The following is a 14,114-nucleotide window of genomic DNA, read 5'->3' on the forward strand; positions in this document are numbered from 1 at the left end:
CTCATGGTATTGCATACAGCATACGACTATGGCTGTGACCCGGTCGTGAGGCCGACGCTAGGCGTCCAGAAGAAGATCCGCCAGATCGGCGGGCGCCACTCTGCCGTCCTGGTCCAAACCTCGCGCGGCGTAGTAGCCGGCGACCATCGCACGCAGGCGATCGGCGGTCAGTGTGACGGTCCGGCCGGACCCCAGTTCGAGCGGTGTCGAGAGCATCCGGGCGGGCAGCGTGTCGTCCGCCGCGGTGGCACCTTCGCGCAGGTTGAAGGCCCGTTTCGCGCGGACGATCCGGCGCGCGGCGGCGTGCAGCTCGGCCGCGTCGAGGTCCCAGCCGGTGACCAGCGCGAGCAGCCGGGCCCACTCGGCGAACGGGTCCTCGAACACACCGCGGAGGAACTTGCACAAGATCATCGAGTCCATCACGGCCGCGCGGTCCTCGGTGTCGACAGCGGCCGCGACGTGCGCGGATCCACCGGCGAACCGGTCGACGTTCCCGGACAGGTCGGCCTCGTACGCGCCCGAGCGGTTGTGGTCGGCGCCGCGGGCGTTGACCGCCAGACCGAGCGCCATCGACTGCAGGCTGCGCGGCTCGTAGCCGGGCATCTCCAGGCCCTTGACCTGGGCGGCGAAGTCGATCGAGCCGTGACCGACCAGTTCGGCCGCGCGCCGCGAGCCGTGCGCGAGCAGCTCCCCGACACCGGGCTTGCGGCCGCCGATCTCGTCGAGCGCGCGCAGCAACGCGGCGCCATCGCCGAAGCGCAGCCACGGCTCGTCGATGAGGCCGCGCTCGACGCACTCCATGGCCCACGCGATCGTGCCGCCGGCGGAGATCGTGTCGATGCCGAGCTCGTCGCAGCGCGCGCTCGCCGCGAACACGTCGTCCGGGTCGTCGACGCCGCACAGCGGGCCCAGCGCGAACACGTTCTCGTACTCCATCCGCTGGCTGCCGCCACCCTTGCGGGCGTAGATGTGCTCGCAGCCGATCGAGCAGGAGGCGCAGCTGTTGCGGGCCACGCCGCGCAGCTCGTGCAGCTCCTCGGCCGCGAGCCGGGGCGCGCCGTCGAACGTGGCGGCGGTGAAGTTGCGGGTGGGCAGCGTGCTGACCGCGTTGAACGCCAGCAGGTTCGCGAGCGTGCCGAGCTCGCGGTACTTCGCGGTGGCCGGGCCGAAGCTGCGTTTGCGCAGGTCGCGGGCGGCCCGCAGGACGCTTTCCTGGTCGGCCACGCCGACCTTGGTGGCGGCCTTGACCAGCACGGCCTTGATGTTCTTCGCGCCCAGCACGGCGCCGAGGCCGCCCCGGCCCGCGTGCCGGCCGTCGTGGCTGATCGTCGCGTAGCGCACGCCGCGCTCCCCCGCCGGGCCGATCGCGGCGGTGCGCCAGCCGCGTCCGAACCGTTGCCGTGCCTGGGTTTCCGCGTTCGCGGCCGGCAGCCCGGCCAGCTCGGGCGCGGGTTCCAGGCGCGCGCCGTCGCCGTCGACGAGGAGCACGGACAGCTCGTCGGCGTGGCCGCGGATCACGATGGCGTCGTGGCCGGTCAGCTTGCCGGCGATCGCGAACTGGCTGGACGCGAGCGCGTCGGTCAGCAGGCCGGTCAGCGGGGACTTGGCGACCACGGCGAACTTGGCGCTCGTCGTCAGCGGTGTGCCTACCAGCGAGGAGAAGACGAATGCGAGCGGGGCTTCGGGAGCCAGCGGGTCGACCTGCGGCGGGGCGAGCCGGTGCAGGAGCCAGGTGCCCAGGCCGACGCCGCCGAGGTAGGACCGCAGGACGCGGTCGTCGAGCTCGAGCGGGGTGCCCGTGGCGGCGCGGCCGCTGACGTCGACGACCAGCGCGCGTCCGAAGAATCCACCCGGGGCCATGTGTCGACTGTATGCCTCGCCGTCCGTCAGCCGCCCGCGTCGGCCGACAGGAAGGCGACGGTGTCCCCCGCGACCAGCGGTGTCAGCGCGTCGCGGGTGACCTGGTCGCCGTTGAGCGCGGCGACGACGTGGCGGTCCAACGTGAGGCCCACCGCCGCCGCGGCGGCGCCGATCGTGGCCGCGTGGAAGGTTCTCGGCCGGTGCCCGCCGCCCTTGGCCAGCGCGCCGAACCGCTCGATCACGACCTCCGGCGGCTCCCGGTCACGTGCGGCCCGGTAGTCCTCCGGCGTGTTCACGTTGACCACGGAGTCCAGCTCCGGGTCGTGCTTGGCGAGCGCGGTGTCGTCGAGCAGGGCGGCGTCGTCCAGCTGCACGACCTCGCAGTGCTTGAAGATCATGCCCGGCCGCTGGTTGCCTTGAGCCAGCAGGTCGGCCACCAGCCCGGCGATCCGCGTGCGGTACGCGGCGGCCAGCGGCTGGCGGAACCCGCGTGCCACGGGCAGCGCCACCTCGGCGTCGCCGGCGAGCCCACGCAGCACCCGGCGCACGTACGCGGGGTGCAGGAACGGCAGGTCGGTCGAGCACACGAACGCGACGTCGGCCCGGTCCGCGACCGCCGCCAGCCCGGCAGCGAGCCCTTGCATCGGCCCGAGCCCCTCGACCGGATCCTCGACGACCGCGACCCCGCCCGGCAGTGCGGGCAACGCCTGCCCAGGCGCCGCGACGACGACCACCGGCCCGTCGACCGAACGCGCGAGGACCGCCGCGGCCCGGTACAGCAACGTGGACCCGTGCCACTCGAGGTCGGCCTTGGCGGTACCCATGCGGGTGGAACGCCCACCCGCAAGCACAACACCAGCCGCGGTCACCTGCGCGATGATAGCCAGCCTCCCGGTTCCGCCGCCCAGGCCGCGAACCTCGAGCTTCGTCGGCCGGCGAGCCGGGTCACTCGACGCCGAGCATGACCTCCGTCGACTTCACCAGGACGGTGACCGGCTTGCCGGGCTCGAGCGCGAGCTCCTCGGCCGCGTCCCTGGTGATCGACGAGACGATCTGCTGGCCGCCGGTGAGGGTGACCTTCACGATCGACATCACGGCGCCGGGCTCGACCGAGTCGACGGTTCCGCTGAGCTGGTTACGCGTGGACAGACGCATGAATGGCGCTCCAAGACGTGTAGCTGCACTAACGGCCGCAGGCTATGCCGTTCCGGCGGGCGCGGCCACCTGAGCGTGATCTTGGTCTGCGGCGGATGCGCCGCCGATGGCCGAAGCTCATGTCTCGCATCGTGCCGTTCTCGCGCCGCAGTGGCGTCCATGTGCTGACATGCGAGCGGCCGGCGTGGAAGCTGTCGTGGTAGGGCAGTTGCGAGAGAGGTGAGCGATGACTGCGTCGACGCCGATCTGGTCGACACGGGTTGAAGCGGTCGGACTGATCCTGCGCGGCCGGACCGCACACACCGCCGGCCCCATCGCGGCCATCGTGGGCACGGTCCTGTCTGTGGTGAACCAGGCCGACGTGATCATCGGCGGGCACGCCACGGCGGGCACGTGGGTACGGATCGCGGTCAACTACGTGGTGCCGTTCATCGTGGCGAGCGTCGCCTTCCTGTCGGCCTGCCGCAAACGACATGCCGACCGCTGACGACATCGGGTGGGCCGCCCGGGCGGGCCGCGTCGGCGACCAGGCAACGGCCGAGGTGCTCGAGGCAGCACGGAAGGCGATCGACCGCTGCCTGTCGCGGCCCTGACCGGCGAAGGCGCCTACTCGAACGCGCGGAGGTAGCGCGCGGTGGCGAGGTCCTGGACCCGCCGGCCGAGTGGACCGGCGAGTTTGGCCAGTGCGGTGGCGGGCCGCGAGAAGGCCGTGATCGTGAAGGTCGCGCTGCCGTCGGCCCGGCGCTCCAGGACGAACGCCTCCTCCCCGCTCTCGGCATGGCCGGGCAGCGTGCCGTAGGCGAAGCCGCGGCGTTGCGGCTCGTCCACGACGTAAACGACCCGGCACGGCGCCCGCACCGCCAGCGGGCCGATCCCGAAGCTCAGCACGACGACGGCGTCCGGCACGACCCGCTCGTCCGACACGGCGACGCGAAGACCGGCGCGCTGCTGCACCTGCCATCGAAACAGCTCCCGGGCGGCCCCGTCGAGGTCGACCCCGGCCGGCAGCGCAGCCGTGCGGGTGATCACCCGGTAGCCGCGCGGCAGGTCGCCGGCCGTCGCACCGACCTCCGGATAGGTCAGGCGTTGGGTACGCAGCGCCGCGGCCCGCGCCGGCTCCAGCAACTCGATCGCCACGCGTCAATTCTGGCCCGTCCGGCGCCTGACCGCGCGAAGCCGGCCGCGTGAGAGCGGTCGGCGCCGCCAGGGCCGGTGGTGTGCCGGTCGGCCGGAGTTCGGGGCCGAAGGCGGTTCCCGGTCAGTGTTCGTGGCCGAGCAGCCCGTCGACGAAGGCGCGCAGGCCTTCGGCGTACGTGTCGCGGGCCGTCAGCTCCGGCCAGCGGTTCGCGAGCGGCGCGAGATTCGGGAACCGGGACGCGTCGAGGTTCTTGAAGATCACGTCGCGGTAGCGGGGGCGGTCCTGCGCGGCGCGGCGCTTCGCGTGTGCGCGGACGAGGATCTCGCCGACCGTGTAGTACCAGATGCTGCGGTACAGCTCCACGGCCTGCTCCGGCGTGCGGCCGCAGTCGAGCGCGCCGCCGACGATCGTGTCGACCATCCACAGCGCCGACTCCCCGAGGAGGTTGTCCGCCGTCAGCATCTCGGCGGCCTGCGGCCACGCGGCGAGGCCGTCGTGCATGACGGTGGCCGCGAGGACGATGCGCTCTCTCGGGTCCGCGGGCAGCGGCGGTCGCTCGATCTGCTCGGCGTAGTGGTTGAGCAGCTGGACGAGCAGGTCTTCCTTGTCGCGCACGTGGTGGTACAGCGTCGTCGCGCCGACGCCGAGCTCCGCGGCCAGCCGGCGGATGGTCAGCTTCTGCCAGCCGTCCCGGTCGATGATCCGGCGCGCCGCCGCGAGGATCCGCTCGCGCGACGTGGTCGGCGGCCGGCCGGTGCGGCCGTGCGACGTCGCTGGTCGTGGCATCACCACATCATGCTGCTCCCCGCGATCCGGCGCGAAACCGGCACGCGGTCGCCAATCGCGTTCGACACGTCGACGCGGCTGGTGATACTTTCGGAACATGTTCGAAAACCTTGACTCGATTGACCTCTACGACCACCGGATCCACCTCCGGCACGGCGGCGTGGCCGACGCGGGCACAAGACCCGGCGGTCCGGCCGACGCCGCACTCTGGACCGTGGGGGCGTTTCACGCGGACAGCGACCGGGCGGTGCACGCGGATGTCTGGGAGCGCCACCCGACCGGGCACGAGGTGCTCGTCGTGCTCTCCGGCGAGCTGCATGTCCACCTGCGCGACCGCGGGAACGCGCCGGCGGCGACGCTGACCGCGGGCCGGTCCTTCATCGTCCCCGCCGGACGGTGGCACCGCCTGGCAGTCGTCGAGGCCGGCGACATGTTGACGATCACCCCGCGCGCCGGCACCGAACACGAGAAGGCGGCGGAATAACGATGAGCACCCGACGGCCGATCCTGTTGGCGTGCCTGGCCGTGTTCGGCCTCATGGCGGGCCAGCAGATGCTGAATCCCATCCTTCCGCCGCTCGCCCGCGAGTTCGGCTTCGGCGAGCTCGCGCTGGGCACCGTGTGGGCGGTCGGCGGCGCGGGTGTCGTCCTGGCGAGCCCGTTCTGGGGTCGCCGCGGCGCGTCGTGGGGACACCGGCCGGTGCTGTTGATCTCGCTGCTGGGCGCGCTGGCCGGCCTGCTCGCGTTCGCGATCATCGCGCAGGTCGGGCTGACCGGCGTGCTCGCCGTGCCGCTGCTGTTCACGCTGGTCCTGCTCAGCCGCGGCGTCGTGTTCGGCCTCGCCTGGGCGGCGACGCCGGTGACCGCACAGTCCTATGTGGCCGACATGACCTCCGGCACGGCGGAGCGCGTGCGCGGCATGTCCATGATCGGCGCGGCGCAGGGCCTCGCCCTGGCCGTCGGGCCCGCGCTGGGCGGCGTGCTGAGCCTTGCCGGCCTGCTGGTGCCGATCTACGCCGCACCCGTCGTCCTCGGCGTGATCGCCGTGGTGGTCTGGCGCGGCCTGCCGCGGCCGCCGGCCGGCCGGGCACGTCCCGCGACGGTGCGGATCAGCCCGCTCGACCGTCGCATGTGGCCGTTCCTGACCGTCGGGTTCGGCCTGTACCTCGCGCTCGCGATCGTGCTCATGACCGTCGGCTTCCTGGTGCAGGACCGGTTGCACCTGGGCACGCAGGAGACCGGTCGGGTGACGAGCCTGGTCCTGCTGGCCTGCGCCGGGATGGTCATCCTCGTCCAGGTCCTGGCGGTGCCCCGCCTCGGGTGGGCCCCGGTGCGGCTCATCCGGGTGGGCACCGTCGTGATGGCCGCCGGCATGGTCGTCGTCGCCTTCGCGTCGAGCGAGATCCTCCTCGACGCCGGGGTCGCCGTGCTCGGCGCCGGGATGGGGTTCGGCACGCCGGGGTTCATGTCCGCGCCGACGCTCCTGGCCACCCGCGAGGAGCAGGGCGCCGTCGCCGGGCTCGTCGGCTCCAGCAGCGCGCTCGCGTTCATGGGCGGCCCGCTGCTCGGTACCGGCCTCTACGAGATCGCCCCCACAGTCCCCTACCTCCTGGGTACGGCGCTGCTGGCCGCCCTGGCCGGCTTCGCGTTCGTCCACACAGGAATACGGCAGGCACCGGTGGCGGCCGCGGTGCCGTCCAGCGAGGACCAGCTCGTGGGCTGACCGCTCGGGGAAGGGCTCGCTTCCGTCATCCATCGTGCGCGTAAGGTGAGCGCGGAATCCGTCCGCGTCGCTGGGGGTGGGATGGCGGAGCCACAAGCCGCGTGTGTCCGCGGTACCGGGCTGTCCAGGCGTGCCCTGCTCCGCGCCGGCGGGCTCGGCTCGGCGGCCATGGCGCTCTCCGGCTGCTCCGTGCTGGCGAGCACCGCCGGCGTCGGGGACAACGTCCGGGTGGGCGTCGCGTGGAGTGCCGCCGAGCTCGAGGCGTTCCGGGCCGTGCTCGCCGGCTACCGGTACGGCTACGAGCTCGTCCCGCTCGGCGACGACATCGCCTCCGCGCTCGGTGCCCGCACCGCGGGGCGGCCCGACGTGGTGGCGATGCCGCAGCCCGGGACGGTCAGCGCCAGCATCGACGATCTGGCGCCCCTGCCGGACGACGTGTGGCAGCCGGCGTACGACGGGATCGCCGGCGCCCGGGACGGCCGGCACTTCGCGCTTCCGTTCAAGCTCGCGCACTCGTCGGTGGTCTGGTACCGCAAGCGGCTGTTCGACGAGCACGACCTCCGGCCGCCGCAGACGTGGTCGGACTGGATGGAGCTGAACCAGCGGATCATCGACGACCCCGCGCTCAGCGACGCCGGGATCGCGCCGCTCGCGCTCGGCTGTGCGGACAGCTGGCTGCTGGCGGTCTCATTCGAAAACGTTCTGCTGCGCCACTTTCCGGCCACCTACGACAAGCTGAGCGAGCCGTCCTACGACCCCGACCTGTGGCGCCGCGGCGACGTCGAGGAGGCACTGCGCATGCTGGCCGGCATGTGGGTCGTGCCGGGCGCGGTCTCCGGTGGGCTCGACCGTGCGCTCGTCCTGCAGTATCCGGACGCCGTGCAGGAGGCGTTCCTGTACCGGCGGGCCGCGATGGTCGTCGCGCCGGACTACGCCGAGTCCGTGATCCGCCGGTTCGGCGCGCCGGAGGGCGAAGTGGACACGTTCACCTTCCCCGCGCGTGAGGGCACCTCTCCCCCGCTCGCCGTGGCCGGCGACCTGCTGGTCGTGGTCAAGCCGGCGCGCGAGTCCGCGTGGGACCTCCTGCGCTACCTGGCGAAACCGCAAGCACCGATGCCGTGGATCCGGGACACCGGCGGCTTCATCGCGGCGAACCCGGAAACCGACGACCGCTACTACAGCACCACCGAGCGCCGGCTCGCCCGCGAGGTGCGGGAGCAGCCGATCCGCTTCCGGCTCGCCGACCAGCTCGGCCCGGTCGGCGGTCGCGACGGGCTCGGCCGTGTCCTGCAACAACTCGTGCGCGCCCTCGCCGACGGCACGCCACCGGCGACCGCGGCACGCGAGGCCGCACGAAAGATGGTCACGATCGCGGAGGACGCCGGATGACCCCGCGGTACGTCGAACCCCAGCCCGGCCTCAAGCTCGAGGTGGCCGGGCGTGAAGTCGCCGGCCGTGCGCTCGACCAGACCGGCGACCAGGGCCAGCCGACGCGATTCCTGCTCGGCGTGCCCGCGGTCGTGCTGCTGCTCGTGCTCCTGGTGCCGATCGTGTGGACCGTGGTCTGGGCGCTGCACGCCGACATCCCGCTGATCGGCAACTTCGTCACGGTCGTCACCGATGAGGACGCGCTGGCCGCGGCGCGGAACAGCGTGCTGTGGGTGGGCATCGCGCTGATCGTCGTCGCGCTCGGCTACGGGATCGCGGTCGTCAGCAGGGTGGTCCACGGGCTGTGGCGCGTCCTGCTGTACCTGCTGATCCTCCCGTTCGGCGTCTCCGCGCTCGTCTCCGGCGCCCTGTTCCGGATGATCTTCGACCCGGCACCCGAGCGCGGCATGGCCGGCGCGCTGTTCGGCGGGGACGTCGTGTGGCTCGGGCCCGGGCTGATCTGGCTCGTGCTCGCGTCGTCGTTCGCCTGGACCTGGGTCGGTTTCGTCGTGGTGCTGTTCCGGGCCGGCCTGGACGCGCAACCGCGGGGCGAGCCGGTGCTGCTCGGCCGTTCCGGACTCCCCAACCCGGGGCCGGTCACCTACATCGTGCTCCTGACCGTGCTGGTAGCCGCGATCCGGGTGTTCGACCTGGTGCTGATCGCGGCGCCGGGCTCGATGCAGGACGACGTCGACGTGGTCGGGCTGCACTGGTGGCGGATGACCTCGCGCAGCGCGGACACCGGCGCGCCCGCCGCCCTCGCGGTGCTGCTGTTCGTCATCGTGGGTGCGCTCAGCCTCGCGACCATGCGGCAGCGCCGGGCCGAGCAGGAGATCCCGGCGCCCGCCGAGCCCAGCGGACCCGCGACCACCACGTCGGCGAACCGCCGGTGGCTGAGCTGGCTGGTCGGGATAGGCCTCGCGGTGCTCTGGCTGGTGCCCGTAGTGATCTTGCTGGCCACCGCTTTCCACGACCCGAGAGCGGCCGGATCGGCCGGCTGGTGGCGGCTTTCCGGCCTCGGGTTCGAGTCGTTCGCCGAGGTGAGCGCGAGCTGGCTGTGGCCGGCCGTCCTCGGCAGCGTGTTCCTCGCCGTGCTCGCCACCGCCCTCGTCGTGGCGGCGGCGGTTCCGGCGGCCTACCTGCTCACCTGGGGCGGGATGCCGAGGTGGCTCACCCGCTCGCTGACCCTGCTGCTCGTGATCCTGGCCGTGGCGCCGGTGCAGATGTACGCCGGGCCGCTGCGCGACATCTTCGACGCGCTGGGCATCGCCGGAGCCCGCACGCCGCTGTCCCTCGTGCACGCGGCGGCCGGCCTCCCGTTCGCCACGCTGGTTCTGCGCACCGCGTTCCAGGCGGCGCCGCCGGATCCGTCGGGCACCCGCCGGCCCGCGCTGGACGGCACCTGGCTCGCCCGGTACATGCGGGCGCTGATCGCGGTGGGCGTGCTCGAGTTCGTCCTGGTGTGGAACGACTTCATCGTCGGCTTCCTGATCAGCGGCCCCCGGTCGACGCCGCTCAACCTGCTGCTGTGGGGCGAGGCGCGGCAGTTCGGCATTTCGACCGGCACGGTCGCCGCCGGGGCCGTCGTCGCGTCGGTGATTCCCGTCGCGCTGCTGCTGGCCACCTGGCCGAAGGTGATCTCCGGGCTCGCCGGAGGTGCCACCGAATGAGCGACGGCAACCCCACGGTCAAGACGTTCCTCAGGCGCATCGGCGTGTTCGCGCTCGGCGCGCTGGGCTGGTTCCTCGCTGCGCTGGCCGGCGAGCTGATCGGCAACCAGGCGAACGCGACCGAGGTCGGCCAGCGGATCGGCTGGTACCTGCTGATCATCGGGATCGGCGTGATGCCGCTGATCGCGGTGGGGTGGGCCGGGATCAAGCTGTGGCAGTGGCGGCATCCGGCATTGCCCGAACCGCCTGCGCCGGCGACGGTGACCTGGCCCGCCGAGCCGGACCCGCCGGAGTGGCGGCCGCCGGGCCCGGTCTACGAACGTGACGCCGAGGTGGCGATGGTGGTACGCACGCTGCTGGACACCGGTGTGGCGGTGGTGTGCGGGGCTCGTGACGTCGGCACGTCCGCGGTCGCCGAGGCGGCGGTGCAGTCGCTGATCGACGAGCGGCGGATCGAGGACCGGTATGTCGTCCGGCTGGACCTACGCAGCCGGTCGAGCCGGAGCCCGGACGACGCGCGGGCCACGGCGGGTCGCATCCTGTCGATGTTCCGGTTGGACGAGCCGGCGAACGGGACGCCGGAGGTCCTGGCCAACGCCGCCGAGCGGCTGCACGACGTGCTCGCCAAGCGGTACTCGGTGCTGTTGCTGGACAACGTGACCGCGCCGGACGAGATCTCTTGGCTCCTTCCACAGTGGACGGAGCGGAACAACCGCCAGCCGTGGCTCGTGATCGCCGGCGAGATGGCGATCGGCGCGGCCGTACCGGGCAGCCGCGTGCCGGTCGCTCCGCTGTCGGCGGACGGGATGCGCAAGATCTGGTACGCCGACACCGACACGGTGCCGAAGGAGCCGCCCCGTCCGCTGCCCGACCGGCGGCACCGGTCCTTCCTGGCGCGGCTACGCGACGTGCTCCGGCCACGGCCCGACGAGGCACAGCCGGCCCCCCCGTCCACTCGGGACCCGATTGACGAGCTGGTCGCGGTCTGCGGCGGCCGGCCTCGCGCGATCAAGGCCGTGGCACGGGAGACGTCCGGATCCGAGCGTGACGCCGAGGTGGCCAAGCTGCTGTCGTCGCTGCACTCCGACGAGCGCAACCCGCTCGTCGGGATCTGGCGGGCCATCAAGGTCCGGACCGAGGACAGCCTGAGCCCCGCGGCGGCGTGGCTGCTGCACGCGCTGGCCGAGCTCCCGGTGACCGCGCTGACCCGAGACGCGATCCGGGCGCTCGTGGCCGCCCGCGTGCCGGACGCGGACGCGGGCTCGGCTGACTCGCTGCCCGCGCCGTTCGAGGAGCTGCGGGTGCGGGGGTTCGTGTACCGGGTGCGCGACCGGTACCGACTGCCGCTGGAGATCCGGTGGGCGATCACGGGCCAGACCCCCGAGAAGAACCTCGAGATCGCGCGGGTCGCCGTGCCCGCGCTGGTGCGCCACCACGCGGACCGCGTGGTACGCCAGGCGAACCAGCTCGACGTGCGGTCGGTCGGCGCCCGGGCGGCGGCGTGGCTGCACGAGGAAGAGCCGTCCCTGCGCCCGCTGTTCTCGGCCGAGCACTACCAGGACACCGCGGTACTGCTCGCGGTGATCGACGACCTGGCGCGCATCGCGAGCGCGCTCGAGTACTGGTACGTGCGCGAGCAGCAGGCGGACGGCTTGCTCAAGGTCAGCGCCGCGTTCGGCGAGCTGGCCGACCGAGCGGACCGCTCCGGTCTCGCCGCGCTGGCCGCGGCGCGCCGGGCGACCGCGCACCGGATGGTCGGGCACCGGGAGCAGGCGATGGCGTCGCTGGCCCTGGCAGCCGGCGAGGCGCGCGACCCGACCGCGAACGACCTGGCGGCCGAGCTCGTGACGCGCGTGCGGGTGGAGAAGGCGTTGCTCGGAATGGCCGCGACCCGGACCGCGGACCGCGAGAAGGCGCGCCGGGAGCTCGAGGAGATCGCCTGCCGCAAGCGGCATCCGGGTGCCGGCATCGCGATGCTGAACCTGGGCGCGCTGCACCTGGCGGAGAGCTCGTACGACAAGGCGCTGGGCTACCTGGAGAAGGCCGAGGCGATGGCCCGCGAGCGGCACGACGTCGGCTGCCGGGCGCAGGCGGTGGAGCTGCGCGGGATCGCGCTGGCGGCAACCGATCTCGCCGAGGCGGTGCCGATGTGGCAGGAGGCCCGCCAGCTGTTCCAGGCGATCGGCGAGGAACAGGGCGAGGCACGCTGCCTGCAACACCTGGGCGCCGCGGCCCTGTCCGATCCCGCTGTGGCCGAAGTCCTGACCGACGCGGTCGAGCTCCTGGAGAAGGCGAAGCAGCTGCGCGCCGGCCAACCGGACACCGCGCTGGTGGACGAGTACCTCCGCGCCGCGTCGGACGAGCAGGACCCGGACCAGCCCGCCGCCGCCCCGACGTCGTGACCGCTCAGGCCGTGCTCAACCCGATGTCCGGAGGTGGTTGCCCGCCTCGCGGGTGATGTCCACTCGAGACCGGACGGCGAGTTTGGTCAGAATGTGCGACACGTGCGTCTCGACCGTGCGGGTGGACAGGACCAGCTGCTCGGCGATCTGCTTGTTCGACAGTCCCTCGGCGACCATCGCGGCGATCCTGGTCTCGGTCGGGGTGAGGCTGTGCCAACCCGTCCGATCCTGGCGGTGCTTCGATCGGGGCCCGCGACGGACGCCGTACCGGCGCAGCCGGGCACGCAGATGGGCCAGGTCCCAGTGCGCGCCGAGCTGGTCGTAGAGGTCGTCCGCCCGGGTGAACGCCGTGCGCGCGGAGGCGCGATGACCCTGGATCGCGTGCCCGACGGCGGCCGCCTCCAACGCCTTGGCACGCAACAGCGGGAGGCCCGCGTCGCCGAAGAGGTCGGCCGCGTCCTGGAGCAGCGCCGGATCGTCGTCGAGCAGGCCGCGGCAGTAGGCCGCGGCGGCACGTCGATGGGGTATGTCCGCCTGTCGGGCCAGAGCCTCGGCTCGAATGGCGACATCGGCGGCGACTTCGGCGGATCCGGTTCGTGCGGCCAGCCGAGCGACTTCCGGAAGCAGGTCCTCCATCTCGTCGAGTTCCTCGAGGTTGTCGGCCACACCGGCAGTGAGTAACCCCAGTGCTTTGCCGGTATCGCCGGAGATTTCATGTTCTAGGCTTCGCGCGGCGGCCAACGTCGCGATGACACGTGTACCGATCTTTTCCGCGCTGGAGGCGGCAGACGCCAGGTGTCTCCGTGCCGTGATCGGATCGCCGCGATGAAACGCGATCACCGCGGCCACTCCTCGGTCACAACAGATCACGGCCGGATCTTTGAACTCGTCCGGCAACGTCTCGACTTCCGCCTGGGCGTCGTCCCAGCGCCCTACTCTGAACAACAACTCACCGAGCGCGCTCTGGGCCTGGGCAAGCCGCACGAGGCTGCCGGCATTGTCTGCGCGTTCGCGCACTCGCGTAGCCGCAGCTATGCCCTCGTCATAGCGGTCCAGGTCGCCGAGCGCAACTGCCTCATTGACCCGTAACAGCAGGCCGAGGTCTGTGAGGGCGGTGTCGCCTTCGACGACGTCCAGCGCACCCTTGAACAGCGGAAGGGCGGTGGAGGCGTCGCCCCGCATCATCGCGACGATGATCAGCACGTGCAGGGACCAGCCGATCGCCCAGCTGTCGCCGACTTGCTCGGCCACGGCAAGGGCTTCTCGGGCGAGTTCATCGGCCGTCGTTACTTCGCCTAGGTTTCGCTGGGCCCGAGCGACCAGTACGAGCAGCCGCGCTCGTTCCCGGTCGGTCAGATTCGGCCGCCTGAGTGCGCGGGTCAGCGACTCGAGTGACTCGCCCGTCCGGCCGGTCAGCGCCCGGCACTGCGAAACTGTCCAATGTAGATCAGCTAGTGCCTCGGGATCGGCGACGCGCTCCATGGCTCGGGATGCGATGCGCTCGGCCTCGGCGTGCTCCCCCGCCCGGAACAGCGCGTCTGCCAGCCGGCCGACCAGGGCCGCACCCCGCGTGCTCGTGACCGGCGACCGGCGGCATGCCAGGCGCAGCACGTCGATCGCGGTCCGCGGGGCCTGGGCGACAAGTGTCGGCGCGGCGTCGGCGAGCCAGCTCAGCAGCGTTTCGTCCAGCTGGCCGGCGTTGGGCGTGCTGAATGCGTGTAGCAGCTGCTGGGCGACCCGCCGGTGCGGTACGCCCGCCCTGGCGAGTGCGCGGGCTGTGTCGAGGTGCCACGCGGGGCGGACGGCCTCCGCGATCCCGTCGTACAACGCCGTGCGGATCAGCGGGTGCCGGAACGCGAGCCGCTCACCCGCATTGCGCAACACCCCCGATGCGAGCGCCTCGTCGATCGCCGGCACGAGTGCCGGAATGCGGCGATCCACCACGATCACGAG

12 protein-coding genes are annotated in these 14,114 nt (G+C 72.5%); 6 read left to right on the forward strand and 6 right to left on the reverse strand.

The features are described 5' to 3' along the window. Window positions 1–57: 57 nt before the first annotated feature. The 3 genes from VH969_RS29775 to VH969_RS29785 all read right to left on the reverse strand — a co-directional run bounded on the left by VH969_RS29775 (window position 58) and on the right by VH969_RS29785 (window position 3,015). Complete coding sequence (locus tag VH969_RS29775; RefSeq protein ID WP_331980281.1) at window positions 58–1,860, reverse strand: aldehyde ferredoxin oxidoreductase family protein; 1,803 nt, start codon at window positions 1,858–1,860, stop codon at window positions 58–60. A 26-nt stretch (window positions 1,861–1,886) separates the two neighbouring features. Next, window positions 1,887–2,729: an NTP transferase domain-containing protein gene (locus VH969_RS29780; protein WP_331980283.1), complete on the reverse strand. Its 843-nt coding sequence runs from the start codon at window positions 2,727–2,729 to the stop codon at window positions 1,887–1,889. A 76-nt stretch (window positions 2,730–2,805) separates the two neighbouring features. Continuing rightward, window positions 2,806–3,015, reverse strand: a complete 210-nt coding sequence (locus VH969_RS29785; RefSeq protein WP_331980285.1) for a TOBE domain-containing protein — start codon at window positions 3,013–3,015, stop codon at window positions 2,806–2,808. A gap of 226 nt (window positions 3,016–3,241) precedes the next feature. Here VH969_RS29785 and nrtS point away from each other — a divergent pair, with 226 nt between their 5' ends. Then, the gene (gene nrtS, locus VH969_RS29790) at window positions 3,242–3,502 is read left to right on the forward strand and encodes a nitrate/nitrite transporter NrtS (protein ID WP_331980287.1); all 261 of its coding nucleotides are present in this window, start codon (window positions 3,242–3,244) and stop codon (window positions 3,500–3,502) included. Between the two features lie 119 nt (window positions 3,503–3,621). On the opposite strand, the gene VH969_RS29795 is transcribed toward nrtS, so the two are convergent. Continuing rightward, on the reverse strand, window positions 3,622–4,152 hold the full coding sequence (locus tag VH969_RS29795) for a DUF1990 domain-containing protein (protein WP_331980289.1): 531 nt from the start codon (window positions 4,150–4,152) through the stop codon (window positions 3,622–3,624). Between the two features lie 121 nt (window positions 4,153–4,273). Further along, window positions 4,274–4,939 (reverse strand): TetR/AcrR family transcriptional regulator, encoded by a 666-nt coding sequence (locus VH969_RS29800; RefSeq protein ID WP_331980291.1) that lies wholly within the window; start codon window positions 4,937–4,939, stop codon window positions 4,274–4,276. 97 nt (window positions 4,940–5,036) lie between these two features. Between VH969_RS29800 and VH969_RS29805 the strand changes: the two genes are divergently transcribed. The 5 genes from VH969_RS29805 (at window position 5,037) to VH969_RS29825 (ending at window position 12,161) form a co-directional block, all read left to right on the forward strand. Beyond that, window positions 5,037–5,423: a cupin domain-containing protein gene (locus VH969_RS29805; RefSeq protein ID WP_331980293.1), complete on the forward strand. Its 387-nt coding sequence runs from the start codon at window positions 5,037–5,039 to the stop codon at window positions 5,421–5,423. A 2-nt stretch (window positions 5,424–5,425) separates the two neighbouring features. Beyond that, on the forward strand, window positions 5,426–6,661 hold the full coding sequence (locus tag VH969_RS29810; RefSeq protein ID WP_331980295.1) for an MFS transporter: 1,236 nt from the start codon (window positions 5,426–5,428) through the stop codon (window positions 6,659–6,661). An 81-nt stretch (window positions 6,662–6,742) separates the two neighbouring features. Further along, window positions 6,743–8,050, forward strand: a complete 1,308-nt coding sequence (locus tag VH969_RS29815) for an ABC transporter substrate-binding protein (protein WP_331980297.1) — start codon at window positions 6,743–6,745, stop codon at window positions 8,048–8,050. Next, window positions 8,047–9,759, forward strand: coding sequence for a hypothetical protein (locus VH969_RS29820; protein ID WP_331980299.1), 1,713 nt, complete (start codon window positions 8,047–8,049; stop codon window positions 9,757–9,759). The genes VH969_RS29815 and VH969_RS29820 overlap by 4 nt, the downstream gene beginning before the upstream one ends. Continuing rightward, entirely contained in the window at window positions 9,756–12,161 is a 2,406-nt protein-coding gene (locus tag VH969_RS29825; RefSeq protein WP_331980301.1) for a tetratricopeptide repeat protein, read from the forward strand. Before VH969_RS29820 ends, VH969_RS29825 begins: the two co-directional genes overlap by 4 nt. A gap of 15 nt (window positions 12,162–12,176) precedes the next feature. Here VH969_RS29825 and VH969_RS29830 read toward each other — a convergent pair. Then, the coding region (locus VH969_RS29830) for a helix-turn-helix transcriptional regulator (protein ID WP_331980303.1) at window positions 12,177–14,114 on the reverse strand (1,938 nt) is incomplete at its 5' end.

This window comes from Actinophytocola sp. (assembly GCF_036555685.1).
Classification (GTDB): Bacteria; Actinomycetota; Actinomycetes; order Mycobacteriales; family Pseudonocardiaceae; genus Actinophytocola.